General features: G+C 67.9%; 24 protein-coding genes and 1 pseudogene. 16 read left to right on the top strand and 9 right to left on the bottom strand.

The features are described 5' to 3' along the window. Nucleotides 1–5 precede the first annotated feature (5 nt). A complete protein-coding gene (locus tag WFK61_RS12130) occupies nucleotides 6–1,889 on the bottom strand; it encodes a TRAP transporter large permease (protein ID WP_442896295.1) in 1,884 nt (627 codons plus the stop codon). 180 nt (nucleotides 1,890–2,069) lie between these two features. On the opposite strand from WFK61_RS12130, the gene WFK61_RS12125 reads away from it, so the two are divergent. Beyond that, the gene (locus WFK61_RS12125; RefSeq protein ID WP_336811948.1) at nucleotides 2,070–2,537 is read left to right on the top strand and encodes an MmcB family DNA repair protein; all 468 of its coding nucleotides are present in this window, start codon (nucleotides 2,070–2,072) and stop codon (nucleotides 2,535–2,537) included. Here WFK61_RS12125 and WFK61_RS12120 read toward each other — a convergent pair. Next, nucleotides 2,529–3,494 (bottom strand): LysR family transcriptional regulator, encoded by a 966-nt coding sequence (locus WFK61_RS12120; RefSeq protein ID WP_336811946.1) that lies wholly within the window; start codon nucleotides 3,492–3,494, stop codon nucleotides 2,529–2,531. The genes WFK61_RS12125 and WFK61_RS12120 overlap by 9 nt on opposite strands. Nucleotides 3,495–3,593: 99 nt before the next feature. Between WFK61_RS12120 and WFK61_RS12115 the strand changes: the two genes are divergently transcribed. After that, nucleotides 3,594–4,772, top strand: coding sequence for an MFS transporter (locus tag WFK61_RS12115; protein WP_336811944.1), 1,179 nt, complete (start codon nucleotides 3,594–3,596; stop codon nucleotides 4,770–4,772). A 74-nt stretch (nucleotides 4,773–4,846) separates the two neighbouring features. Here WFK61_RS12115 and WFK61_RS12110 read toward each other — a convergent pair whose 3' ends face one another. Next, complete coding sequence (locus tag WFK61_RS12110) at nucleotides 4,847–5,413, bottom strand: ActR/PrrA/RegA family redox response regulator transcription factor (RefSeq protein WP_293810715.1); 567 nt, start codon at nucleotides 5,411–5,413, stop codon at nucleotides 4,847–4,849. 83 nt (nucleotides 5,414–5,496) lie between these two features. Continuing rightward, on the bottom strand, nucleotides 5,497–6,849 hold the full coding sequence (locus tag WFK61_RS12105; protein ID WP_336811941.1) for an ActS/PrrB/RegB family redox-sensitive histidine kinase: 1,353 nt from the start codon (nucleotides 6,847–6,849) through the stop codon (nucleotides 5,497–5,499). Nucleotides 6,850–7,030: 181 nt separating this feature from the next. Between WFK61_RS12105 and WFK61_RS12100 the strand changes: the two genes are divergently transcribed. The 6 genes from WFK61_RS12100 (at nucleotide 7,031) to WFK61_RS12075 (ending at nucleotide 13,992) form a co-directional block, all read left to right on the top strand. Next, nucleotides 7,031–8,335: a polyhydroxyalkanoate depolymerase gene (locus WFK61_RS12100; RefSeq protein ID WP_336811939.1), complete on the top strand. Its 1,305-nt coding sequence runs from the start codon at nucleotides 7,031–7,033 to the stop codon at nucleotides 8,333–8,335. A 47-nt stretch (nucleotides 8,336–8,382) separates the two neighbouring features. Beyond that, entirely contained in the window at nucleotides 8,383–9,123 is a 741-nt protein-coding gene (locus WFK61_RS12095; protein WP_336811937.1) for a M48 family metallopeptidase, read from the top strand. Between the two features lie 93 nt (nucleotides 9,124–9,216). Then, nucleotides 9,217–9,432 (top strand): hypothetical protein, encoded by a 216-nt coding sequence (locus WFK61_RS12090; protein ID WP_336811935.1) that lies wholly within the window; start codon nucleotides 9,217–9,219, stop codon nucleotides 9,430–9,432. A 221-nt stretch (nucleotides 9,433–9,653) separates the two neighbouring features. After that, on the top strand, nucleotides 9,654–10,814 hold the full coding sequence (locus WFK61_RS12085) for an amidohydrolase (protein WP_336811933.1): 1,161 nt from the start codon (nucleotides 9,654–9,656) through the stop codon (nucleotides 10,812–10,814). A gap of 11 nt (nucleotides 10,815–10,825) precedes the next feature. Beyond that, on the top strand, nucleotides 10,826–12,331 hold the full coding sequence (locus tag WFK61_RS12080) for a serine hydrolase domain-containing protein (RefSeq protein ID WP_336811931.1): 1,506 nt from the start codon (nucleotides 10,826–10,828) through the stop codon (nucleotides 12,329–12,331). A 71-nt stretch (nucleotides 12,332–12,402) separates the two neighbouring features. After that, nucleotides 12,403–13,992 carry an ABC transporter substrate-binding protein gene (locus tag WFK61_RS12075; protein ID WP_336811929.1) on the top strand — a complete coding sequence of 530 codons (1,590 nt, stop codon included), beginning with the start codon at nucleotides 12,403–12,405 and terminating at the stop codon, nucleotides 13,990–13,992. A 96-nt stretch (nucleotides 13,993–14,088) separates the two neighbouring features. Here WFK61_RS12075 and WFK61_RS12070 read toward each other — a convergent pair whose 3' ends face one another. Beyond that, complete coding sequence (locus WFK61_RS12070) at nucleotides 14,089–14,964, bottom strand: aldose 1-epimerase family protein (RefSeq protein WP_336811928.1); 876 nt, start codon at nucleotides 14,962–14,964, stop codon at nucleotides 14,089–14,091. Nucleotides 14,965–15,252: 288 nt separating this feature from the next. On the opposite strand from WFK61_RS12070, the gene WFK61_RS12065 reads away from it, so the two are divergent. The 7 genes from WFK61_RS12065 (at nucleotide 15,253) to dapD (ending at nucleotide 20,190) form a co-directional block, all read left to right on the top strand. Then, complete coding sequence (locus WFK61_RS12065; RefSeq protein WP_336811926.1) at nucleotides 15,253–15,852, top strand: nitroreductase family protein; 600 nt, start codon at nucleotides 15,253–15,255, stop codon at nucleotides 15,850–15,852. Nucleotides 15,853–15,917: 65 nt separating this feature from the next. Next, nucleotides 15,918–16,904, top strand: coding sequence for a TRAP transporter substrate-binding protein (locus tag WFK61_RS12060; protein ID WP_336811925.1), 987 nt, complete (start codon nucleotides 15,918–15,920; stop codon nucleotides 16,902–16,904). Nucleotides 16,905–16,927: 23 nt separating this feature from the next. Continuing rightward, entirely contained in the window at nucleotides 16,928–17,707 is a 780-nt protein-coding gene (locus tag WFK61_RS12055) for a VOC family protein (RefSeq protein WP_336811923.1), read from the top strand. Nucleotides 17,708–17,864: 157 nt separating this feature from the next. Then, nucleotides 17,865–18,167, top strand: a complete 303-nt coding sequence (locus tag WFK61_RS12050; RefSeq protein WP_336811922.1) for a hypothetical protein — start codon at nucleotides 17,865–17,867, stop codon at nucleotides 18,165–18,167. A gap of 55 nt (nucleotides 18,168–18,222) precedes the next feature. After that, nucleotides 18,223–18,474, top strand: a complete 252-nt coding sequence (locus WFK61_RS12045) for a hypothetical protein (RefSeq protein WP_336811920.1) — start codon at nucleotides 18,223–18,225, stop codon at nucleotides 18,472–18,474. Between the two features lie 53 nt (nucleotides 18,475–18,527). Continuing rightward, complete coding sequence (gene cobF / locus WFK61_RS12040) at nucleotides 18,528–19,286, top strand: precorrin-6A synthase (deacetylating) (RefSeq protein WP_336811918.1); 759 nt, start codon at nucleotides 18,528–18,530, stop codon at nucleotides 19,284–19,286. Between the two features lie 61 nt (nucleotides 19,287–19,347). After that, nucleotides 19,348–20,190 carry a 2,3,4,5-tetrahydropyridine-2,6-dicarboxylate N-succinyltransferase gene (dapD, locus tag WFK61_RS12035; protein ID WP_336811917.1) on the top strand — a complete coding sequence of 281 codons (843 nt, stop codon included), beginning with the start codon at nucleotides 19,348–19,350 and terminating at the stop codon, nucleotides 20,188–20,190. A 123-nt stretch (nucleotides 20,191–20,313) separates the two neighbouring features. Here the strand turns inward: dapD and WFK61_RS12030 are convergent, their stop codons facing one another. The 3 genes from WFK61_RS12030 to WFK61_RS12020 form a co-directional block, all read right to left on the bottom strand. Continuing rightward, the gene (locus tag WFK61_RS12030; RefSeq protein WP_336811916.1) at nucleotides 20,314–20,874 is read right to left on the bottom strand and encodes a DUF1269 domain-containing protein; all 561 of its coding nucleotides are present in this window, start codon (nucleotides 20,872–20,874) and stop codon (nucleotides 20,314–20,316) included. A 95-nt stretch (nucleotides 20,875–20,969) separates the two neighbouring features. Beyond that, a complete protein-coding gene (locus WFK61_RS12025) occupies nucleotides 20,970–22,463 on the bottom strand; it encodes an MDR family MFS transporter (protein ID WP_336811914.1) in 1,494 nt (497 codons plus the stop codon). Between the two features lie 117 nt (nucleotides 22,464–22,580). After that, nucleotides 22,581–23,027 carry a MarR family winged helix-turn-helix transcriptional regulator gene (locus WFK61_RS12020; protein ID WP_336811912.1) on the bottom strand — a complete coding sequence of 149 codons (447 nt, stop codon included), beginning with the start codon at nucleotides 23,025–23,027 and terminating at the stop codon, nucleotides 22,581–22,583. A 131-nt stretch (nucleotides 23,028–23,158) separates the two neighbouring features. Between WFK61_RS12020 and WFK61_RS12015 the strand changes: the two genes are divergently transcribed. Continuing rightward, the gene (locus WFK61_RS12015) at nucleotides 23,159–23,689 is read left to right on the top strand and encodes an isochorismatase family protein (RefSeq protein ID WP_336811910.1); all 531 of its coding nucleotides are present in this window, start codon (nucleotides 23,159–23,161) and stop codon (nucleotides 23,687–23,689) included. 13 nt (nucleotides 23,690–23,702) lie between these two features. Here the strand turns inward: WFK61_RS12015 and WFK61_RS12010 are convergent. Further along, nucleotides 23,703–23,806: pseudogene (locus WFK61_RS12010) on the bottom strand (branched-chain amino acid ABC transporter permease); the annotation flags it as partial.

Below are 23,806 nucleotides of genomic sequence, written 5' to 3'. Positions count from 1 at the left end.
TCTCGTCAGCGCAGGAAGCCGATCGAGATCCACGGCACGGCGGCAACGACGACGAGCCCGACGAGCAGGGCGAGGATATAGCCCCAGATATATTTCAGGCCTTCGTCGGGATTGATCTTGCTGATCGCGCAGGCGCCGTAATAGCCGACGCCGAAGGGCGGGGCGAACAGCCCGATGCCCATCGCGAAGATCACGACCATGGAATAGTGCACCTCGTGCACGCCGACCTGCTTGGCGATCGGGAAGACCAGCGGCCCGAACAGGACGATCGCCGGGATGCCTTCGAGCACGCTGCCGAGCACGGTGAAGGCGACGATCGAAATGCCGAGGAAGCCCCAGCTTCCACCCGGCACAGCCGCCATCGCCTGAGCGAGGTCGCGCGAGAAGCCGGATTGCGTCAGCCCCCAGGCCATGGCGGTGGCGCAGCCGATGATGAAGATGATCGCGCCGGTGAGCGAGGCCGTCTCGACCAGCATCCTCGGCAGGCGGCGCCAGTCGAATTGCCGATAGAGCAGGATGCCGGCCAGCACCGCATAGGCGATGCCGATCGTCGAGACCTCGGTCGCGGTCGCGACGCCCTCGATCACCGCGGCGCGGATGACGAAGGGCAGGGCGATGGCCGGCGCCGCGATCAGCGCGAGCTTGGCGATCTCCCGCTTGCGATAGCGGGTGACGTTGCTGAGGTCCTCGCCCCGGCAACGCCACCAGACGACGAAGCAGAGCGCGATGCCCAGCACCACCGCCGGCAGCATCCCGCCGGTGAACAGGGCCGCGATCGAGACGCCTGTCACCGAACCGATGGTGATGAGCACGATCGAGGGCGGGATGGTTTCGGTCTGGGCGCCGGTCGCGGAGAGCAGCGCGACGAGGTCGCCGGGCTTGGCGCCGCGCTTCTGCATCTCGGGGAAGAGCACGGGCGCGATCGCCGCCATGTCGGCGATCTTCGAGCCGGAGATGCCGGAGACCAGATACATCGCGCCGACCAGCACATAGGACAGGCCGCCGCGGACATGGCCGAGCAGGCTCGCGAGGAACTGGATCATGGCGCGCGCCATGCCGGTCATCTCGATCAGCGCCCCCAGGAAGATGAACAGGGGCACGGCGAGCAGGATGATATGGCTCATGCCCTCGTCGAGGCGCCCGACCATGACCAGCATCGGCGTCGAGGTGGTGCAGGCGAGATAGCCGAAGGTGGCGAGCGCGAAGGAGAAGGCGATCGGCACGCCGGAGAAGACGTTGAGCGCGACCACGCCGACGAAGAAGACGATCAGGTTGAGCTTGCCGAGCGGCTTCAGCGCCGGGCCCGCCAACCAGAACAGCAACACGAGCAGCGCGGTCACGCCGATCGCGAGCAGGGCCGGCTTCAGCGATCCGAAGCGCAGCAGGCGGCAGCAGGCTGCGATCAGCATCAGGCCGACGCCGATGGGGATCGCAGCGGCCCGCCAGGCATTGCTGATCTCCAGCGCAGGCGTGACGATGAAGTTCTCCTCCTCGGCATATTCGATCGCATGCGGGATGATCATGAGGAGGAAGGCGATGGAGGCGGTGATCGCGACGGCTTCCAGCAGCGCCCGCGTCTGCGGCGAGACGCGGGAGACGAGGCCCGTCATGCGCATATGCTCGCCACGCCGCAGCGCCACGACCGAGCCAAGCATGGACAACCAGAGGAACAGGATCGAGGCGAGCTCGTCCGACCAGACCAGCGGCGCATGGAAGACATAGCGCGCCGTGACGCCGGCCCCGAGGATGATGATTTCGACCAGCACCAGCACGGCTGCGACCGCCTCGACCACGCTGCCCAGGACATGGTCCGTCCTGGTGACGAAGCGGGCCGCTCCCGTCTGCGGCAGGGGCGCGGAAGCCATCGCAGGTGCGCTGTGGAGATCCATCGAGGCGTTCCCGGTCTTTTTTGTCAGAGTGAGGGCCTTATAGGCCCGCCGCTTCGCGTGCGACCAGCGTGCCCGACGCTCATCCGCTCAGCCTCCGAAGCCGGGCTGCAGCCCCCGGCTGATGCGTCATGAAAGCCGGTTGGTCTTGCAATTCAGGAAACAAAGAGAGAACATGTGCAAATGTCTCTCTCGGATTCCGTTCTCAACCCGCCGCCGGCGCGGCCCGATATCACGCGCATCGTCTGCCGTGGTGCCGCCCGCCATCTGCGCGAGCGCGGCTATGCCATCGTCAAGGAGATGACCTTCGCCAATGGCCGGCGCGGCGACATCGTCGCGCTCTCGCCGTCGGGAGAACTCTGGGTCGTCGAGGTCAAGTCAGGCATCGCCGATTACCGCGTCGACGGCAAATGGCCGGATTACCGCGACTATTGCGACGGCTTCCTCTTCGCCGTCGCGCCGGAATTCCCGCGCGAGATCCTGCCGGACGATGTCGGGCTGATCGTCGCCGATGCCTATGGCGGCGAATTGCTGCGCGAGCCGCCGCGCCATCCCTTGAGCGCGGCGCGCCGCAAGATGCTGACCATCGCGCTGGCACGGCTGGCCTCAAGCCGGCTTGCCGCGATCGAGGACCCTGACGGCCTAGCCTGATACGGCCGCTTCGCGGATTCGGGACCTTGCGCTTCCCGGCATCGCCGCGAACCGGCGCAGGTCGATCTCGGCCACCAGGAAATCGATGAAGGCGCGCACCCGCGCCGGCAATCTGCCGCCATGGCCGACATAGACGGCGTGGATATCCTCGACATCGCCGGGATTGAACGCCTCCAGCACCGGGACGAGCCGGCCCGCAGTGATGTCGTCGGCGATATGGAAGAGCGAGAGCCGGGTCAGGCCCTGTCCCGCCAGCGCCAGGCGCCGCGCGCTCTCGCCATCGCCGACCGTGACGCGGCCATGGGCCGGCAAGAAGACGCGCTGCCCGTCGATGACGAAGGGCCAGGTGTCGCGGTGTCGGGCGAAGTTGAAGGTGATGAGATCGCAGCCGGCGAGCTTGTCGGGATGGTCGGGCGCACTACGCGCCGCCAGATAATCCGGCGAGGCAACGATGGCCGAGACGCTTTCGCCGAGCTTGCGCGCGACCAGCTGTGAGGACCGCAGCGGGCCGACCCGGATCGCGACATCGGCGCGCTCGTCCACGAGGTCGATCACCGCATCGGTGATCGAGATGTCCAGTTGGATGCCGGGATGCGCCGCCATGAAGCGCGGCGCCACCGGCAGCAGGAAATGCCAGCCGAAGGCGACATTGGCATTCACCCTGAGCCGTCCGCGCGGAATTTGGCAGGCGGCGACCGCCCGCTCGGCCTCGTCGAGATCGGCGAGGACACGCAAGGTCCGCTCATGGAAGGTCGTACCTTCCTCGGTCAGCATGAACTTGCGGGTCGAGCGCACGATCAGCCTGACGCCGAGACGTGCCTCCAGCCGGGCGATGAGCTTGCTGACCGCCGAGGGCGTCATCCGCAAGGCGCGCGCCGCCGGGGAGAAACCGCCGAGTTCGACGACGCGGGCGAAGACCTCCATCTCGCCGGACCGGTTGATCTCGCTGCGCGGCATTATGAACTCATCTCACAATTGCTGGTCTTTCATACAGTCTAATTCACAGACGCTTGCGGCGCTATCTCCGGGCCCGAACACGTTCCCCGGAGGCATTCCATGCCCGTTGCCCTTTATGCCCTCACCGTCGGTGCCTTCGGCATCGGCGTCACCGAATTCGTCATCATGGGCCTGCTCCTGCAGGTTTCCGCCGATCTCGGCATCAGCGTCCCGCTCGCCGGCTTGTTGATGACCGGCTATGCGCTCGGCGTCTTCGTCGGCGCGCCCGTGCTGACGATCGCGACCCGCTCCCTGCCGCGCAAGACGACCCTGCTCGTGCTGATGGCGATCTTCACGCTGGGCAATCTCGCGGCGGCGCTGAGCCCAAGCTTCGGCTGGCTGATGGCGGCGCGCATCGTCACGGCCTTGGCGCATGGCACCTTCTTCGGCGTCGGTTCGCTCGTCGCCACCAGCCTCGTCGCGCCGGAGCGCAAGGCTTCGGCCATCGCCCTGATGTTCACCGGCCTGACGCTGGCGACCCTGCTCGGTGTGCCCTTCGGCTCCTGGCTTGGGCTTGCCTTCGGCTGGCGCTCGACCTTCTGGGCCGTGACCGCGATCGGCCTCCTTGCTCTCCTCGTCCTCGCCGTCTTCGTGCCGGCGGATCGCGAGCGCGTAGTCCCCGGCTCGCTGGCCGAGGAGTTCAAGGTGCTGGCGCGGCCGCAGGTTCAGCTCGGCCTGATCATGACGGTGCTCGGCTTCGGCGGCATCTTCGCGGTCTTCACCTTCATCCAGCCGATCCTCGTCCAACTCGCCGGCTTCAGCGAAACTGCGGTCTCGCCGATCCTGCTGGTCTTCGGTGGCGGGCTCGTCGTCGGCAACCTGCTCGGCGGGCGCTGGGCCGATCGCAGGCTGGCTCCGGCGCTGATCGGTTCGGTCGCGCTGCTGACCGTCGCGATGTTCGCCTCGGGCTTCGCCTTTCACAGCCAGATCGGCGCCGTTGTTGCGGCCTTCGTGCTCGGCGCCGCTGCCTTCGCCACGGTCGCGCCGCTCCAGATGTGGGTGCTGCAGCAGGCCGGTGGCGCGGGGCAGGGGCTGGCGTCCAGCCTGAACATCGCCGCCTTCAACCTCGGCAACGCCTTCGGCGCCTGGCTCGGCGGCGCGGTGATCACGCAGGGGCTGGGCTATGGCGCGATCGCGCCGGTCGCCGCCGTGGTGCCGCTGGCGGCGCTGGGCCTCGCCGTCTTCGCGGTCACGCTTGAGCGTCGCGCGGCCCGCATCGTCCCCGCCTGCGCGACCTGAGGCGCGCCGGCAACCGCAAACGAGAAAGCCCGCCGGACATACCGTCCGGCGGGCTTTCTGCATTCAGGTTGGGATCAGCGCGGCGCGCGCTTGGCGAGGATGCGCTGCAGCGTCCGGCGATGCATGCCGAGGCGGCGGGCCGTCTCCGAGACATTGCGGCTGCAGAGTTCGTAGACGCGCTGGATATGCTCCCAGCGCACCCGGTCGGCCGACATCGGGTTTTCCGGCGGCTGCGGGCGGGCGTCACGTTGGGCTGCGAGCGCGGCATGGATCTCGTCGGCATCGGCGGGCTTGGCGAGGAAGTCGAAGGCGCCGAGCTTCACGGCGCTGACGGCGGTCGCGATATTGCCGTAGCCAGTCAGCACCACGCCGCGCGCATCGGGGCGGCGCTCCTTGAGGCGGGCGATGACGTCGAGCCCGTTGCCGTCACCAAGGCGCAGGTCGATCACGGCGAAGGCAGGTGCCGCTTCCTCGACGGCAGCGATGCCCGCTGCGACGCTGTCGGCGATGCGGACCGCATAGCCGCGGCCTTCCATGGCGCGGGCGAGGCGGGTCAGGAACGGCTTGTCGTCATCGACCAGCAGAAGGGACATGTCGGCGGCAGGGCCGGGCCTGTCGGTTTCGCTCGCTGCGTCCTGCATCGTCTTCTCCTTGCCGCTTCTCGGCGCGCTGCGGCTGCGCGTATGAGGGTTTCGCTTCGCTGACAGGCCTCTGTGGAGCCTGTTCAGCTAGGTTCATGTAAGGCCGATGCGCCCGCCTGGGTACCCCCATAGGTCAGCAGATCGGCTTCGAAATCGTCGCGGGACCAGGTGATCCGGATCGAGGCGCCGCTCGCTGGCGCCGGCCGGTTCGAGAATTCCAGCGTGGCGCCACCCCGCTCCAGCAGCGTCTTGGCGATGAAGAGGCCGAGCCCGAGGCCGCCACCGGCGCGGCCTTCACCCGAGCCGCGCGAGAGATAGGGGTCGCCCGCCCGCATCAGCACGTCGGGCGGGAAACCCGGCCCGTCATCGGCGATGACCAGCACGACCTGATGCTGATTCCATTCGCCGGCGATCGTCACGGTCGAGCGCGCGAAATCCACGGCGTTGTCGACGATATTGCCGAGGCCGTAGATCATCCCGGGGTTGCGGCGGCAGACCGGCTCCGGCTTCTCGCCGGTCATGGTGATCTCGAAGGGCGTGCCGAAGGGCCGCTGCGGCCCGGCCGCTTCCTCGATCAGCAGGCGCAAGGTGAGCTGGCCGAGCGGCCCGGCATCCTCGTCCTGCAGGCTGGAAAGCTTGCCGAGGATGCCGCGGCAGCGCTCCACCTGCTCGCGCAGCAGGGCGATGTCCTCGGCCATCTCGCCATCGGGCGGGGCGAGGCGCGTCAGTTCGCGTGCGACCAGCGCGATCGTGCCGAGCGGCGTACCCAGTTCATGCGCGGCTGCGGCCGCGAGCCCGTCGAGCTGCGACAGGTGCTGCTCGCGCGCCAGCACCAGCTCCGTAGCGGCAAGCGCGTCGGAGAGGTCGCGCGCTTCCTTGGCGACGCGCCAGGCATAGATGCCGGTGAAGCCGAGGCCGAGCACGAGCGCGGCCCAGTTGCCGAGCTGGTAGAAGGCCGGCAGCACCGGCCGGTCGTCGCCGGCCCAGGGCAGGGGCAGGTGATAGCGGCTGAGCAGGGTCGCGAGCGCCATCGCCATCAGTCCGAGCACCAGCGTGCGCTGCGGCGGCAGGGCCGTCGCCGAGATCATCACCGGCGCCAGGAACAGGATCGCGAACGGATTCTGCAATCCGCCGGTCATGAAGAGCAGGGCGGCGAGCTGGGCGATATCGAAGCCGAGCAGCGCGGTCGCGGCCTTGTCGTTGAGGCGGTGGCTCAGCGGAAAGCGGATGCGCAGCGCGATATTGAGCCAGGCGGAGACCGCGATGATGCCGAAGCACCAGCCGAAGGGCAGGGGAAAGCCGAGGCCGAAATGCACGCCGGCGACGGCCAGGCTCTGGCCTGCGATGGCGAGCCAGCGCAGCCGGACCAGCGTGTCCAGACGCAAATGACGGCTGGAACGGGCCAGAACCGGGGCGGAAAGGTCCGGAAAGCTCACGTTTCGAGGGCCTCCCGCCCGCCGCCAGCCGACGGTTTTTCTGGCTTCATCCACATTGCAGGAAAATCTTAGCCTTTAGCCGGGTTGAATGAGAACAAAATCAACGTAAGGTGCGATGCTGCGTCGCATCATCGCATGCTGCGACGCCGGAAGGACGATTGATCGTATGTACGGGGCTGCCATGTCGTTTGCCTACCATGCCTACGAAGCGGTTCACATGATGGTGAGCCCGGTGCGCGGGGTTTCGGATGCGATGCATCTGGCCTTCAAGAACCCGGCCAATCCGCTGACCTATACGCCGTTCGGACGCAGCGTCGCGGCTTCCTGCGAGCTCTTCGAGCGCATGACGCGCCGCTACGGCAAGCCCGCTTTCGGCCTCGACGAGACCACGATCAACGGCGTCAAGGTCGCCGTCGAGGAGCGGATCGTCTGGGAGCGCCCCTTCTGCAAGCTGGTCTATTTCGACCGCAAAATCCCGTCCAGCCGCCGCAAGCCGCAGCCGAAGGTGCTGCTGGTCGCGCCGATGTCCGGCCATTACGCCACGCTGCTGCGCGGCACGGTCGAGGCCTTCCTGCCCGGCCATGAAGTCTACATCACCGACTGGATCGATGCCCGCCTCGTGCCGCTGTCCGAGGGCCGCTTCGATCTCGACGACTACATCGATTACGTCATCGGCATGCTGCAGATGCTGGGGCCGGATACCCATGTCATGGCGATCTGCCAGCCATCCGTGCCGGTCATCGCCGCCATCGCACGCATGGAGGCCGAATCCGACCCCTGCGCGCCGCGCTCGATGACGCTGATGGGCGGCCCGATCGATACCCGCCGCTCGCCGACCGCCGTCAACCAGCTGGCGATGGAGCGTGGCACGGACTGGTTCCGCCGCAACTGCATCACCGTCGTGCCGTTCCCGAGCCTCGGCGCCTTCCGGCAGGTCTATCCCGGCTTCATGCAGCTCTCGGGCTTCATGGCGATGAATATCGACCGCCACGTCACCGCCCATTACGACATGTTCAAGCATCTCGTCAGCGGCGACGGCGATTCCGCCGAGAAGCATCGCGACTTCTACGACGAGTATCTGGCGGTGATGGACCTGACCGCCGAGTTCTATCTCCAGACCGTCGACACCGTCTTCGTGAAGCACTCCCTGCCCAAGGGCGAGATGATGCATCGCGACAAGCCGGTCGACCTCACCGCCATCCGCCGCGTTGCGTTGATGACGGTCGAGGGCGAGATGGACGACATCTCCGGCGTCGGCCAGACGCAGGCCGCGCACGATCTCTGCGTCAACATCCCCGACGACAAGCGCGTCCATTATCTCCAGCCGAAGGTCGGCCATTACGGCGTCTTCAACGGCTCGCGCTTCCGCGCCGAGATTCAGCCGCGCATCTCCGACTTCATGGTCAGCCTCGACATGGAAGCGGCCAAGGAGCGTCGCGACGACAGCGCCAAGCAGCAGCGCAAGGCGCTCAAGGTCGTCGGCTGAAGCTCGTCTCTTTCTAATCGCCCGCGAATCCCGCACAATCGCGGGCGATGCGCATCTCCCTGTTCAGGCGCCAGCCGGACCCCGACCGGATCGAGGTCGTGCATGCCGGCGCGCGCTATGCCGTTCTGGTCAAGCGCCGCGCCGCCGCGCGGCGGATGACCTTGCGCGTCTCGCAGGCAACCGGCGAAATCACGCTGACCCTGCCCGAACGTGCCGATTTCGCGGCTGGCCGCACCTTCGCCGAGAACCATGGCGGCTGGATCGCCGCGCGCATGGCCAAGCGTCCGCGCCCGGTGCCGTTCGAGCCCGGCCAGAGCATACCGCTGCGTGGCGTGCCGCATCGCATCGTGCACTGGTCGAAGGCGCGCGGGCTGACTCAGGCGACGCGCGACGCCGAGGGCGTTCCGGTGATCGCGGTGGCCGGCGATGCCGCTCATGTCTCGCGCCGGGTCAAGGATTTCCTGCGGAAGCTCGCGCTCGACGATCTCGAGAAGGCGGTGCGGCGCCACACCGCGACGCTCGGCATACCCGCCCGCAAGATCACCATCCGCGACACGACGAGCCGCTGGGGTTCCTGCTCCTCGCAGGGGCATCTCAGCTTCTCCTGGCGACTGATCCTCGCGCCGCCCCCGGTGCTCGATTATCTCGCGGCCCATGAGGTGGCGCATCTCAAGGAGATGAACCACTCGCATCGCTTCTGGGCGCTGACCCACAAGCTCTGCCCCCATACCGAGGAGGCGGAAGCCTGGCTGAAGCGCCACGGCGCCAGCCTGCATGGCTATGGTTGAGCGATTGCTGTCGCCGCAATTCCGCCGTTAACCACTTTCTGAAGGCTGCCCCCGCACACTGAAGGCCGATTCGCTTTCAGCGTGAGTATGCCTATGGGTCAGGTCATCGCGTTCCGTTTGCCGCAACAGCCGGCTGCCGCTGCCGAGCCGGTGCTCGGCCTGATGTCGGCCGTCGATTTCGCCCTGCGCGATCTCGCCGAGATTCTTCCCCATATCGCGCTGGATTCGGCGCGCCAGCAGGCCGAGGCCTGCCGCGCCATGCTGGCGCAGGCCTTCGACGCCGAGATCGAGGCCGAGCTCGGGAGCTGAAGCATTTTCGAGCGAAGTGGGCACCGGTTCGCGTGAAGAAAATGCGATAAACAAGAATTCAGGGCCTTTCCCGATTTCGGAGAAATCGGGAAAGGCCCTGATACCGAGTCCGCGCATGCCGCCCCCGGCGATGACGCGGGTTGCCGAAGCGGCTGAATTGTCGAACCTCTCAAGGCAAGAGCTGGTGATCCGCCGGCCCAACAGCCCGGGAGGCTTCATCCGTGTTTCTGACCAACAGCGATATGGTCGATCTCGTCGATCTCCGGCATCGGCTGCATCGCAGGCCTGAAATCTCGGGCGAGGAGCGCGAGACCGCCGCGACCATCGTCGATTTCCTCAAGCCGACCGGCCCCGACCGTATCGTCACCGAACTCGGGGGCCATGGCGTCGCGGCGATCTACGAGGGCTCGGAGCCCGGCCCGACCGTGCTGATCCGGGCCGAGCTCGACGCGCTGCCGATCGAGGAACTCTCCGACAGCGACCACCGCTCCGAAATCCCCGGCAAGGGCCATCTCTGCGGCCATGACGGCCACATGACCATCCTTGCCGGTCTGGCGCGCGGCCTGCAGCGCAACCCGCCGAAAAAGGGCCGCGCCATCCTGCTGTTCCAGCCGGCCGAGGAGACCGGCGCGGGCGCCGCTGCCGTGATGGCCGATCCGAAATTCGAGGAGATCGTGCCGGATTACGCCTTCTCGCTGCACAACCGTCCGGGCGTGCCCGTCGGCCATGCCCGCATCTCGGAAGGCGCCGCCAATTGCGCCTCGCGCGGCATCAAGATCATCCTGACCGGCGAGACCTCGCATGCCTCGACGCCCGAACACGGCCGCTCGCCGGCCCCGGCCATCGCATCGCTGATCCCGGCCCTGACTGCACTCGGACCGGGCGGGCCGCTCGATGCCAATTTCCGGCTGGTGACGGTGACCCATGTCGAGATCGGCGAGCAGGCCTTCGGCATCGCGCCGGGCCATGGCGAGCTCTGGGCGACCTTGCGCACCGTCAACGACGCGCAGATGGGCGCGCTCTGTGAAGCCGCAGAAAAGCTCGCGCGCGAAGCGGCCGAGGCGGGCAGGCTGACTGTCGAGATCAGCTATCACGACATCTTCCACCATTGCGAGAACGAGTCGGAGGCCGTCGCGATGCTGCGCCGGGCGATGGACGAGGAGAAGGTGCCGCATGGCCCGACGCCGCCCTCGCGCGGCTCGGAGGATTTCGGCCTGTTCGGGCGCCGCTCCAAATCGGCGATGTTCCTGCTCGGCTCGGGCGAAACCGCGCATTTGCATAATCCGGATTTCGACTTCCCGGACGATGCGATCGGCCCCGGCGCGCGCGTCTTCATGCGGGCCTTGCGCAACCTCCTCGGCGAAGCCCGCCCGCAGGGTTGAGGGAGCAGGACATGGCCCTGGACTGGACCCGCGCCGCGTCCCGCGCGCAGGAGATCGCCGCGAGCTGGCAGAGTGCGGCGGGGCCGGGCGGCGCCGTCGTGCTGTTCGACCGCGACGGCGTGCGCGAGGCCTTCGCCGGCGGCCTCGCCAGCATCGAATATGGCGTGCCCTTCACGCCGCAGACGCCGAACCGCTTCGCCTCGATCAGCAAGCATATCCTCGCGATCGCCCTGCTGCGGGCCGGCATCCCGCTCGACGCGCCGCTCGGCCGCTGGCTGAAGGAATTGCCGGCGCCGCTCGCCGCGGTCGAGCTCGGCCGCGCTCTCGACATGACCGGCGCCCTGCCGGACATGATGGAGGTGTTCTGGCACCAGGGCGTGCCCTTCACCGCGACCTTGAGCGCGGAGGAGGTCTACGCGATGGCCTGCCGCTTCCCTGCGCTGAATGCCGAGCCCGGCACCGAGATGGCCTATTCCAATACCGGCTGGCGGCTCGGGCAGCGTATCCTCGAGCAAGTCACGGGCAAACCCTACAAGGAAACCGTCGCGGAGCTCTCCGGCGAACTGGGTGCCGCCTTCCGCCTGCCCTATGACGCCTCGGAAATCGTTCCCGGCCTCACCACCGGCTACTGGAACGACGGCACGGCCTGGCGGCGCGGCCATAATGGCCCGCATTTCTCCGCCTCGGGCGGGATCGTCGGTTCCGCCGCCGATCTCGCCGGCTGGGCCTCGGCCCTGCTGGCGGGACGCGGCCCGCTCGCCGGCATGCTGGAACGCCTGACGGCGCCGCGCCATTTCGCCGATGGCAGCGAGAGCGTCTACCGGTTGGGCCTGGTCTGCAGCCGGCTCGGCGAGACCGTCATCGTCGGCCATGGCGGCTCGCTCGCTGGCTATCGCAACCATTTCTGGATGTCGCCGGCCCATGGCGTCGGCGTCGTCGTGCTATCCAACCGCGAGGAAGAGGCGCTCTGGCCGGCTCTCACGGTGCTGGCGGCCCTGCTCGGGCAGGACCTGCCCATGATCGCGCAGGCGCCTGCCGGCCTGTTCGCCAGCGACGAAGGCCCGTTCTGGGCCGAGCTTGCCACGGATTCGATCAGCTTCATGGGCGGCTTCGAGCGACTGGTGACGGATGGCGATGGCGGCCTGCGCAGCCTGCCCGCCTATCTCGACATCCGCCTGAAGCCGGAAGGAGAGGATCGTCTCACCGGCCTGATCGGCGGCGTGCCGCGCTCGCTCAGGCGCGTGCCGGCCGATACGCCGCTCGACGAGCGGCTGGTCGGGCGCTGGCGCGACCCGCGCTTCGGCACACAGATCGAGATCCGGGCCGATGGTACGGCGCTGATGCCATGGCCTTCCGGCGGGACCGTCTCGCGCCTGACGCCGCTGCCGAACGGCCGCGCGCTCGCCGATCACCTGCACGGCCCGTGGCGCGCGCGGCCCTGCCTCTGGCTCGATGCGGAAGGCGGCTTGCGGGTTGCCGGCCACCGGGCAAGGATCTTGCAAATGCAACGAGCATGAAGCGCGCCGGCTGAGGCGGCTCCGCAGAGGGGCGGTGCCGCGGGGCCGGTGACGAAGGAGGAGAACGCCTGATGCAACTGTCCCGTTTCACCGCCGCGCTGCTGCTGTCGGCAGCCGCGTTCCTGCCGCTTTCGGCATCGGCGCAGTCGCAGCCGGCCTCGAACCGCATCCTGCGCGTCGCGCCGCACGCGGATTTGAAGACGCTCGATCCGGTCGCTGCTTCCATCGTCATCACCCGCATGCACGGGCTGATGATCTACGAGACGCTCTTCGCCTGGGATTCGAACCTCCAGCCCAAGCCGCAGATGGTCGAGAGCTTCGAAACCTCGGCCGACAAGCTGACCTGGACCTTCAAGCTCCGCCCCGGCCTGAAATTCCATGACGGCCAGCCGGTCACGACCAAGGACGTCATCGCCTCGCTCGCCCGCTGGATGAAGCGCGACACCATCGGCGGCAAGCTCGCGGAATACACCGATGGCATGGAGGTGGTGGACGACGCGACCTTCCGCCTCAAGCTGAAGCGGCCGATGGCGCTGTTGCCCTTCGCGCTCGGCTCGGCGGTGGGGCAGATCCCCGTCATCATGCGCGAGGCCGACGCCAAGTCCGACCCGATGAAGCCGATCACCGAGACGATCGGCTCCGGCCCGTTGAAGTTCAACCGCGAGGAATGGCGCAGCGGCTCGAAGGTCGTCTACGACCGCAACCCCGATTACGTGCCGCGTTCCGAGCCGGCCGATGGCCTGGCTGGCGGGCGCATCGTCAAGGTCGACCGCGTCGAATGGCAGATTATGCCGGACGCGGCGACCGCCGCCGCCGCGCTCCAGACCGGCGAGATCGACATCTGGGAACAGCCGAGCCAGGACCTGATCCCGGTCATCTCGACCAACAAGCAGGTCAAGGTCGATCGCTATTCAAACCTCGCCAATCAGGTGATGCTGCGGCCGAACCATCTCCACCCGCCCTTCGACAACCCGAAGGCCAGGCTCGCCCTGGCCTATGCGACCGAGCAGGCCGATTTCCTCGCCGCCGGCTTCGGCGACGAGGAATGGTGGAAGCGCTGCAACGCCTATTTCGTCTGCGGCGGCCCGAACGGCACCGAGGTCGGCAGCGAGGGCTACGCCAAGCCCAATCTCGACAAGGCGCGCGAGCTCCTGAAGGAGAGCGGCTACAAGGGCGAGAAGCTCGTGCTCTCGACCAGCAACGATATCGCTCCGATCGGCCGCATGGCCGAGGTCGCGGCGGCCTCGCTGAAGAAGGTAGGCTTCAATGTCGATGTCCAGTTCGCCGACTGGGGCGCCGTCACCACCCGCCAGCAGAACAAGAGCGCGCCGGACCAGGGCGGCTGGAACCTCTTCGTCACCTATGCCTCGGGCGCGACCATGCAATCGCCCCTGACCAATATCGGCACCAACATGGCCTGCGAGCGCGCCTGGGCCGGCTGGCCCTGCGATGCCGAGGCCGAGAAGCTGCGTGGCGCCTTCGTCGATGCGCCCGACGATGCCAGCCGCAAGGTGGCGCTGGAGGCGCTGCACAAGCGCCTGACCGAGATGCAGCCCTATCGCGTGCTCGGGCAGTTCGACCAGCCCTATGCCCGGCGCACCAACGTCTCCGGCGTGCTGGCGGCCCCGGTCATGCTGTTCTGGAACATCGAGAAGAAGTGAGGGCGAGAGGACATTCTCCCCGCTTGCCCCTTGAGCGGTCATCCCGGACAAGCGGCGTCAGCCGCGCCGATCCGGGATGACGGCACGGTTGAAACGTTAAAGCGTCGCCCGCCAGACGAAATCGCGGCTCTCGCCCGGCGCCAGCTTGAGGATGCCGGGCTTCTCCGCGATTTCGCCCTGCCAGCCGGCCGGGCTCGCCATGCTGTACCAGGGCTCGATGCACAGGAACGGCGCCCCTGTCGGCTTCGACCAGATGCCGAGGTCCTTGTAGCCTTCCCAGCTCACGGTCAGGGTGCGGCTCTCCCGCCCTGACGCGTCCAATGCCGCGAAGCGCACCGAGCGGTTGGCGGTGTCGGGGATCACGATCGCGTCGTTGACGAAGAGGCTTTCATCGAGATCGAGCTCCTTGCCGGAGAAGGGCAGGGGAAGCGGCGCGGTGAGCAAGCCGGCTTCGACGCCAAGCCCCTGGCCGGGCTCCGCCTGCGGGAAGGTCAGGCGATGCGCCTGTTTCGTGATGCCCTCAGTCAGCGGCCAGAGGAAGGCGGGATGGGCGCCGACGCCGCAGATCAATGGCACTTCGGCTGGATTGCTCACCCGTGAGGTCACGGTCAGCGTATCGCCCGCGACCGCGTAGATCATCTGCAGCACGAACCGGAACGGATAGATCGTCAGCGTCTCCGGGCTCTCCCGCAACTCCAGCACGGCCCGATCGGCACTGCGCTCGACCCAGCTGAACAGGCTGTCGCGGGCGAAGCCATGCTGGGTCAGACGGTAGGAGCGCCCCTGATGGATCAGCGTATCGTCCGTCAGCCGCCCGACGATCGGGAACAGCACCGGCGCATGGCGCGGCCAGTCCGGCCCGCCGTTCCAGAGTGCCGGCCCGTTTGCGTCGGACAGCGCGATCAGTTCGCCGCCTTGCGCGCGTACCGTCGCGCGCAGCCGGCCGGAGGCAATCGCATGGGTCTCGCTCATCATCGTCTCCGTCGGCAGCTCCTTCCGGGATAGCCGATCGGGCGCCGTGAAATCCACCGCGCAGGGCGCTGATCCGATATGACATGCGTTTCGCGCAAGAAGGGTCGCCTCGGCCGGAGCAGTCATGCGGCAGAGGTATTTCTCGATAAGTCATCGAAATCAGTAAGGCTTTGCAGGAAACGGTCTTTCTTGAGAAATCCCATTGCTTGACGGGTTTATCCGCGATGTCGATCCTGCTGCCACCACCGCGCGGCTTTCGCCGCCACAAGTCATGCATCAGGACAAGCGATGACCGTTACCGCCAATAGCCGCACTGCCGACCACGCCATCGACCCGCTCTTCCTAGAGCGCTGGTCGCCGCGCGCCTTCACCGACGAGATCATCTCGGAGAGCGAGCTGGAGGTGTTGTTCGAGGCCGCGCGCTGGGCGCCGTCCTCCTATAATTCGCAGCCCTGGCGCTTCATCTATGCAAGGCGCGGCACGGCCCATTGGCCGGCGCTGCTCGGCCTGCTCGGCGAGTTCAACCAGTCCTGGGCGAAACATGCCGCGGCGCTCGTCTTCGTGGCTTCCAAGGAGACGATGGCGGTTCCCGGCAAGACCGGGGAGGTGTCGTCCTATACCCATTCCTTCGATGCCGGCGCTGCCTGGGCCAATCTCGCCCTGCAGGCGGTGCGTATCGGCTGGCAGGTGCATGGCATGGCGGGTTTCGACCAGACGCGGGCACCGCAGACGCTGAAATTGCCGGCGGGCTATCGTGTCGAGGCTGCCGTCGCCATCGGCAAGCCCGGCGACAAGGCGCAGTTGCCCGAGGCCCTGCAGGCGCGCGAGACGCCGAGCCAGCGCAACCCGATCGGCACCACCGTCTTCGAGGGCGTCTTCTCCGGTTGAGCGACGGCACTTGCAGCGGGGCGCGTTTCGCGCGATCCCGCTGCATCTGCCGAAGGAGGCACGCCTTGCCGATCACCCGCCGCCAGTTCGCCGCCGGTTCGCTCGCCGCGCCCGCCATCCTGAAGGGCGGCCAGGCTGTCGCGGCCGGCCGGCCCGTGACCGTCGCCTCGCTGCTGGGCGAGGACAAGCCGGAGACGAAGATCTGGCGGCGCATCGCCGAGACGCTGAACCGCACGGCGCCCGGCCGCTTCGATCTGCGGATCGTGCCCAACGCCGCGCTGGGCGGCGAGAAGGAGGTGGCCGAGGGCCTGCGCCTCGGCTCGATCCAGGCGGCGCTCTCGACGGTGTCCTCGCTCTCGGCCTGGGTGTCGGCCGGGCAGATCCTCGACCTGCCCTTCCTGTTCCGCGACCGCGATCATCTGGCGCGGACATTGGCCGGGCCGCTCGGGACGACGCTGAAGGAGGCCTATCAGGCGCAAGGCTTCGTCGTGCCGGGCTTCATCAATTACGGCGCCCGCCATCTCCTGGCGAAGGAGCCGCTCACCACCCCCGCCTCGGTCAAGGGCAAGCGCATCCGCGTCATCCAGAGCCCGCTCCATACCGCGCTCTGGTCGAGCTTCGGCGCTCATCCGACGCCGATTCCGATCCCCGAAACCTATAACGCGCTCAAGACCGGTGTGGTCGACTGCATGGATCTGACCAAGTCGGCCTATGTCGGTTTCCGTCTGCACGAGGTCGTCCCGGTGCTGATCGAGACCGGCCATATCTGGGCGAGTGGCGTCGTGATGTTTGCGGCACCCTTTTGGAAGGGATTGGCGCCGCAGGACCGCGAGGCGCTAGCGGCCGCGGTGACCGAGGGGATCGCCTATTTCGACGAATTGATGCTGGCCGACGAGGAAGCCTCGATGGCGCGGGCCAGGGCCGAGGGCGGCAAGGTCGTGCCGGCCGAAGACCGCCCGGGCTGGCAGGACGGCGCCCGCAAGGTCTGGGAGAGTTTCGCACCGCAGCTCGGCGGCATGTCGGGTATCGAGGCCATCGCGCAGAGCCGCTGAGATTAGCACCGGGAACGAGAACCATGCCGCTTTCGATCGACCATATCGTCATCGCCGTTACCGATCTCGACGCGGCTGTCCGCGACTACACGGCGCTCGGCTTCACGGTTCTGCCCGGCGGCGAGCATCCGCGCGGCTCGCGCAACGCGCTGGTCGTGTTCGAGGACGGCGCCTATCTCGAGATCATCGCGTTCCCGCGCCCACTGCCGGAATATCGCTGGTGGCAGGTGCTGGACCGTGCCGGCCCGGGCCTCGTCGACTATGCCGTGCTGCCGGATGATCTCGATGCCGATCTCGCCCGTGCGCGGGCCGCCGGCATCGTCATGGACGGCCCGCTCGACGGCGGTCGGCTCCAGCCCGACGGCACACGCATCGCCTGGCGCTCGGCCCGCCCGCCGGAGCCCGATATCCCCTTCCTCTGCACCGACGTCACGGCGCGCAGTCTGCGCGTTCCCGAGGGAGCGGGGCGACGCCACGCCAACGGCGTGACTGGCGTCGCGGGCGTCACCGTGGCGGTTCAGGATCTCGCGACCTCGGTCGCCCGCTACCGCGCCTTGCTCGGGCGTGAGCCGGCCGCCATCGGCGGCGTTCCCGGCCTCGGCTTCGGGCTGGCGCAGTTCCGCATCGCCCGGCAGACGTTGTCTCTGGCCGAGCCGCGAGGCCCGGCTGCTGCCGGCATCGGTGAGCATCTCGTCCGGCGCGGGCAGGGCGCCTATGCCGTCTCCTTCTACGGCCCCGACGAGGCCCGGCTGGACGATGGCCTCACCCATGGCGCGCGCCTGGAAATCATCCGCGACCTCTAGCCGCTGGCGGCGTCATGATGCGGTCACGCCTGCGGGCGAGAGTGACCCGTTACCTTAAAATAGTTCTATTTATGTAGTAATAACAAAGGCTTGCATAGAATCGGCGGCGCGCCTATCTCTCCCTCGCGATCAGTGAATCAGCCGACGGAGAAACCGAATGGGTGGCGTCACCGAGGTCGATGTCGCAGCCGCTATCGGCCGCATCGACGAGATCATCATCCGCGAGATCGTCCGCACGGGGGCGAGCCGCCCTGAATTGCGCCGGGCGCTCGCTCTCGCCAAGGGCCCGGGCGACCTCGACGCCGATGCGGCCTTGCCGCCGCGCATGCAGCGCCTCGTCGACCTGCTGGCGGTGACCTTGCCGGAGCAGGGGCCCGAACTCCCGCACGGCCCCAAGCCCTTGCAAGGGCCACAGCGCCGCCGCCATGCCGCCATCAAGGGCATCGAACGTGCAGCCTGATCAGGGGAGCGCCGAATCGCTGGAGACCGCCCGGGCCGAGATCCGGGAGGCGGTCATGACAGCTTTTTGCGCCGCGCTCCACGATACTCGCCTGCCGCCGCTCGCCCTGCTCGAGCTGGCGGCGGCCGCGGTCGGTTCGGTCTACAGAGAGGTGGCGGATGCTCATTGCGGTGACCAGCCATGCCCTTGCGGCTGGCATCCGCGCCTCCAGGCGGATCTGGAGGCGCTTCAGGCGGCGCTGGCGCTGAGCGCGACCCCGGCGCCGCAGGCCGATCTCGCCCGCATGGCCGTGCTCGGCCGGGCCTGAATTGGCATTCCGCTCACACGGCATGCTAAGCCGCCGCAAACCGGCGGAGCGGCATGCGCAACATCCTCATCATCGGCATCGGCGCCGGCAATCCCGATCACATGACGGTCGAGGCGATCGCGGCGCTGAACCGCGCCGATATCCTGTTCATTCCCGACAAGGGCGAGGAGAAGGCCGCGCTTCGGGCCCTGCGCGAGGCGATCTGCGCCCGCTTCATCCGCTCGCCGGATTATCGCACCGTTCCCGTCGAGATCCCGCGCCGGGCAGAAGCGGGCAACGACTATCAAGGCGTCGTCGACGACTGGCACGAGCGCATCGCCGCGCGCTACCGCGCCCTGTTCGAAGCCGAACTGCAGGACGGGCAGACCGGCGCGCTGCTCGTCTGGGGCGATCCGGCGCTCTACGATTCCACCTTGCGCATCATGGAGCGCGTCGCCGCTTCCGGCCTCGGCCTCGACTGGCAAGTCTATCCCGGCATCAGCAGCGTCCAGGTGCTGGCCGCGCGCCACCGCATTCCGCTCAACACGATCGGCGCGCCGATCCTGATCACCACGGGTCGCCGGCTGGCGGCGGGCTTCCCGGCTGATCAGGACAGCGTCGTCGTCATGCTCGACGGCGAACAGGCCTTCACGAAGGTCGATCCCGCCGGGCTGGACATCTATTGGGGCGCCTATCTCGGCACGCCCGACGAAATCCTGCGCGCCGGCCCGCTGGCCGAACTCTCCGCCGAGATCGCCGTGGTGAGGGCCGAGGCCCGCGCCCGGCATGGCTGGATCATGGATACATATCTCCTGCGCCGCCGTTCGGCTTGACGCCGCCGCCTGCATCCGCCATCGCTCGCCCCGATCTTTCTGGAAGCGCCGGAGCCACCTGATGTCCCTCGCCGATCTCAACCAGACCATCGACGCCGCCTGGGAAAACCGGGCCGAGATCGGCGTCCAGACCAAAGGCGCCGTCCGCGAAGCCGTCGAGCAGGCGATCGAGATGCTCGATGCCGGCCAGGCCCGCGTCGCGGAAAAGCAGGGTGCCGACTGGGTCGTGCATCAGTGGCTGAAGAAGGCGGTGCTGCTCTCCTTCCGCCTCACCGACAACGTCATCATGGCGAATGGTCCGGGTGAGGCCGTGTTCTGGGACAAGGTGCCGTCGAAGTTTGAAGGCTGGGGTGAAAACCGCTTCCGCGCGGCTGGCTTCCGTGTCGTTCCGCCGGCTGCCGCGCGCAAGGGCTCCTTCATCGCGTCGGGCGTCGTGCTGATGCCGTCCTTCGTCAATATCGGCGCCTATGTCGACTCAGGCACGATGGTCGATACTTGGGCGACGGTCGGCTCCTGCGCCCAGATCGGCAAGAACGTGCATCTCTCGGGCGGCGTCGGCATCGGCGGCGTGCTCGAGCCGCTGCAGGCCAACCCGACCATCATCGAGGACAATTGCTTCATCGGCGCCCGTTCCGAGGTCGTCGAGGGCGTGATCGTCGGCGAGGGCTCGGTGCTCTCGATGGGCGTCTTCATCTCGGCCTCGACCAAGATCGTCGACCGCGCCACCGGCCAGGTCCATGTCGGCAAGGTGCCGCCCTATTCGGTGGTGGTGCCGGGCTCGCTGCCGGGCAAGCCTTTCCCGGACGGCACGCCGGGCCCCGCGCTCTCCTGCGCCGTCATCGTCAAGACGGTCGACGCGCAGACGCGCTCCAAGACCGGCATCAACGAGCTGCTGCGCGACTGACGCACTGGTCAGGGCGCGTCATGCCCGGGCTTGACCCGGGCATCTCGGAAACCAGCGTTCTCTCGTCACGAGATTCTCGGGTCCGCGTGAAACGCGGCCCGAGAATGACGTCACGCGCCAGCCTCAGCCCACCGGCGTCGGCGCGCCCGTGCCTTGCGGATAGGGCTCCGGCGGCTCGGTCGCGGGCGCCGTCGCGCCATGGGCATCGGCCAGCGCGTCGCGCAGCTTCTGCTCCTGCGAACGGTCGAGCGAGGTTTTGAGCACGGTGCCGCCGGTGCCGCGGATCGCTTCCAGAACCTTGTCGCCGGTGACCTTGGTGACCAGCACGAACAGCGCCGCATTGCCGGGCTGCAGGCTGCCGGACAGATCTTTCATGAACGTGTCGTCGACGCCGTAATCGGTCAGTGCGCCGCCGAGAGCGCCGGAGGCCGCACCGAGCGCCGCGCCGAAGATCGGCATCAGGAAGATCGCGCCGATCAACAGACCCCAGAACGAGCCGGAAACCGCGCCCAGCGCGGTCGTGTTCAAGAGCTGGTTCAGCTTCACCTTGCCGCCCTCGTGCATCACCGCGATGGCGGCATCGCCGATCTCGATCAGATATTCCTTCTGCAGGCCGATCAGCTTCTGGCGCATCTCCTCGGCGCGAGCCTCGGTTGGATAGACGATGACGACGAGATCGGACATGGCGGAACTCCCGGCTGGCGGATGCTGGCATGCTGGCCCGGACGGATGACGGGCTGATGGCAACGCGCGGCCGGGTGGCCGGGTTCCTTTCGCCGCTATTCGCCGCCGATCGCCTTGGCCGCCTCGACCGCCCGGCCACGCAGCGGCAGTTCCTCCATCCGCGCCAGCGAAAGCCAGGCGAGCGCGAAGCCGAGGCTCGCGGCCCCGAAGACATAGCGGAACAGCACCACCATGGTCTGCCGGTCGACGGTGCCGAGTTTCAGCGCCTCGGGCGAGAGCTGCGCGCCGGCCCCGCCGACGCCACCGAGCACGATCGCGCCGAAGACCGCGACGATCAGCGCCCCGCCGATCTGGCGGAAGAAATTGGCGACAGCCGTCACCGTGCCGAGCTGATGCGCCTGCACGGCATTTTGGATCGAGACTGTCGCGACGGGCAGCAGCGTGCCGAAGCCGATGCTGACGATCGCCAGGATGACGCAGAAGGGCAGGAGCGGAATCTGGCCGGAGAAGGCGGCGAGCGCCGCCGTGCCGGCCATCGCGACGAACAGCCCGGCCAATGGCACGCGCTTGTAATGGGTGAGCTGCGACATCGCCCGGCCGGAGCTGGTCGCGCCCAGCACCGTGCCGCAGGTCAGCGGCAGCAGGCCGAGGCCGGAATGGGTGGCGCTCAGGCCCATCACCGTCTCGAAATACAGCGGCAGGTAAATGGTCAGCCCGATGAAGGTGCCCATGCCGAAGCCGGCCGCGACCGTGCCGCGCCGCACGACGCGATTGCCGAAGAGGTCGAGCGGGATCAGGGGCTCGGCCGCCCGGCGCAAACGCCAGGCGAACAGCGCCCAGAGCACGAGCGATGCGCCGACGAGGCCGGCGATCTCAGGCGAGCGCCAGGGATAGGCAGTGCCGCCCCAGGACAGGGCGAGCAGCAGCGAGACCGTCCCCAGCGTCATCAGCACGGCGCCGAGCACGTCGAGCTTGTGCGGCCGCTCATGGCGCGGGAGCCGCTTCAGCGCCGCGCTCGACATCCAGTAGGCGCCGAGCCCGAGCGGCAGGTTGATCCAGAAGATCACCGACCAGTGCAGTTTCTCGGCCAGGAAGCCGCCGAGCACCGGGCCAAGCAGCGAGGAGGACATGAAGACGCTGGCGAAATAGACCTGATAGCGCCCGCGCTCCTTGGGCGGGACCATGTCGCCGACGATGGTCTGGGCGAGCGCGATCAATCCGCCGCCGCCCAATCCCTGCACGAAGCGTGCGAGGACGAGCAGCCAGAGCGACGGCGCCAATGCGCAGGCGATCGAGCCGATCACGAAGACCACGATGCCGGCGAGCAGCGTCACCCGCCGCCCATGGATATCGGCGAGCTTGCCGTAGAGCGGCGTGACCGCGGTTGAGGCCAGCAGGTAGATCGTGACGATCCAGGAGAGATGGGTGACGTCGTTGAGCTCGCGCCCCATCGTCGGCAGAGCCGTCGCGACGATGGTCTGGTCGAGCGCAGCCAGGAACATCGCCAGCATGACGCCGATCAGGACCGAGCGGATATCCGCCGGCGTCATGGCTGCGGCCGGGGCGGGGATGTCGAGCCGCTTGTCCATGGAATTACGATCTTGCTTGCGTCTGGGGAATGGCAGGACGGTAACGGCAGCGGGCGCCATGCGCCAGAGGCGCATTGATGGAGCGGCCCTGCGGCGCGGGCGGGGCAGGGGCGACGGTCAGCCGAGGCTGCGCAGCGTGTCGCGCAAGGTTTCCGGCCCGGCATCGGGCATCGCGGCCTCGATGACGGCGTGCGTCTCTTGCCAGATCGGCACGGCCGAGGCGAGCAGCGTCATCCCGGCCTCCGTCAGCGTCAGCAACCGGCCGCGACGATCGGCGGGATCGACCGCGATGTCGACGAGCCCGCGCCGTTGCAATGGCTTCAAGGCGGCGGTGAGCGTCGTCCGGTCCATCGCCAGCAGGTCCGCCACCGGGCCGAGCGAGGCCGGAACAGGGCGGTTCAGGGCCATCATCAGCGAGAACTGGCCATTGGTCAGCCCGACCGGGCGCAAGGCGTCGTCGAAGCGGCGCGCCAGCACCCGTGCCGCGCGCTGCACATGCAGGCACAGGCAATGGTCGCGCACATGCAGCGTCGTCGCGAAGGGAACGATCTGTTTACCGTCCATCTCATCTGCATGTTGACTGCCGTTGGGCAAGTCAAGCGAAGCGCGGCCCCAAGAAGCCGCGCCTGTTGACGCAGACGGCTCCTTGGCGCGCTATGCTCTTCTCTTGGATGGCACGAAGAGGAAGGCCGCTCATGCCGCTGCTCAGCGCCGGGAACGCCATGCTGGTGGTCATCGACTTCCAGGCGAAGCTGATGCCCGCGATCCATGACGGCGAGACCGTGCTGCTCAATGCCGGGCGCCTCGCCGAGGCGGCGCGCCTGCTCGATGTGCCCGCCGTCCTGACCGAGCAATATCCGCGTGGCCTCGGTGCGACGGTGCCGGCCTTGGCCGAGGTCGCTCCCGCCGTGACCAAGATGAGCTTCGATGCCTGCGCCGAACCCGCCTTCCTCGAAGCCGTGGCCGGGGATCGCGAACTGGTGGTCTGCGGCTGCGAGGCGCATGTCTGCGTCGGCCAGACCGTACTGACGCTGCTGGAGCATCGCCGCCGCGTCGTCGTGGTCGCGGATGCGGTCGGCTCGCGCGTGCCGCTATCGCGCGAGATCGCCTTGCAGCGCATGGCGAGCCACGGCGCCGAGATCGTCACCACCGAGATGGTGCTGTTCGAATGGCTGCGGAGTGCCGAGCATCCGCAGTTCCGGACGGTTTCGAAGCTGATCCGCTAGATCGAAGCCGCTCTCAGAGCGGCTTCTTGATCGCCTTGGCGATGACGCCGACGATGCCCTCGCGGAAGAGCAGGACGCAGAGGACGAAGATCACGCCCTGCACGACCGTGACCCAGG

The organism is Allobosea sp. MMO-172, from assembly GCF_037147855.1.
In the GTDB taxonomy this organism is placed as follows: Bacteria; Pseudomonadota; Alphaproteobacteria; order Rhizobiales; family Beijerinckiaceae; genus Allobosea.
The sequence above is the reverse complement of the archived record's forward strand: the minus strand, read 5'-3'. Positions and strand labels throughout refer to the sequence as shown.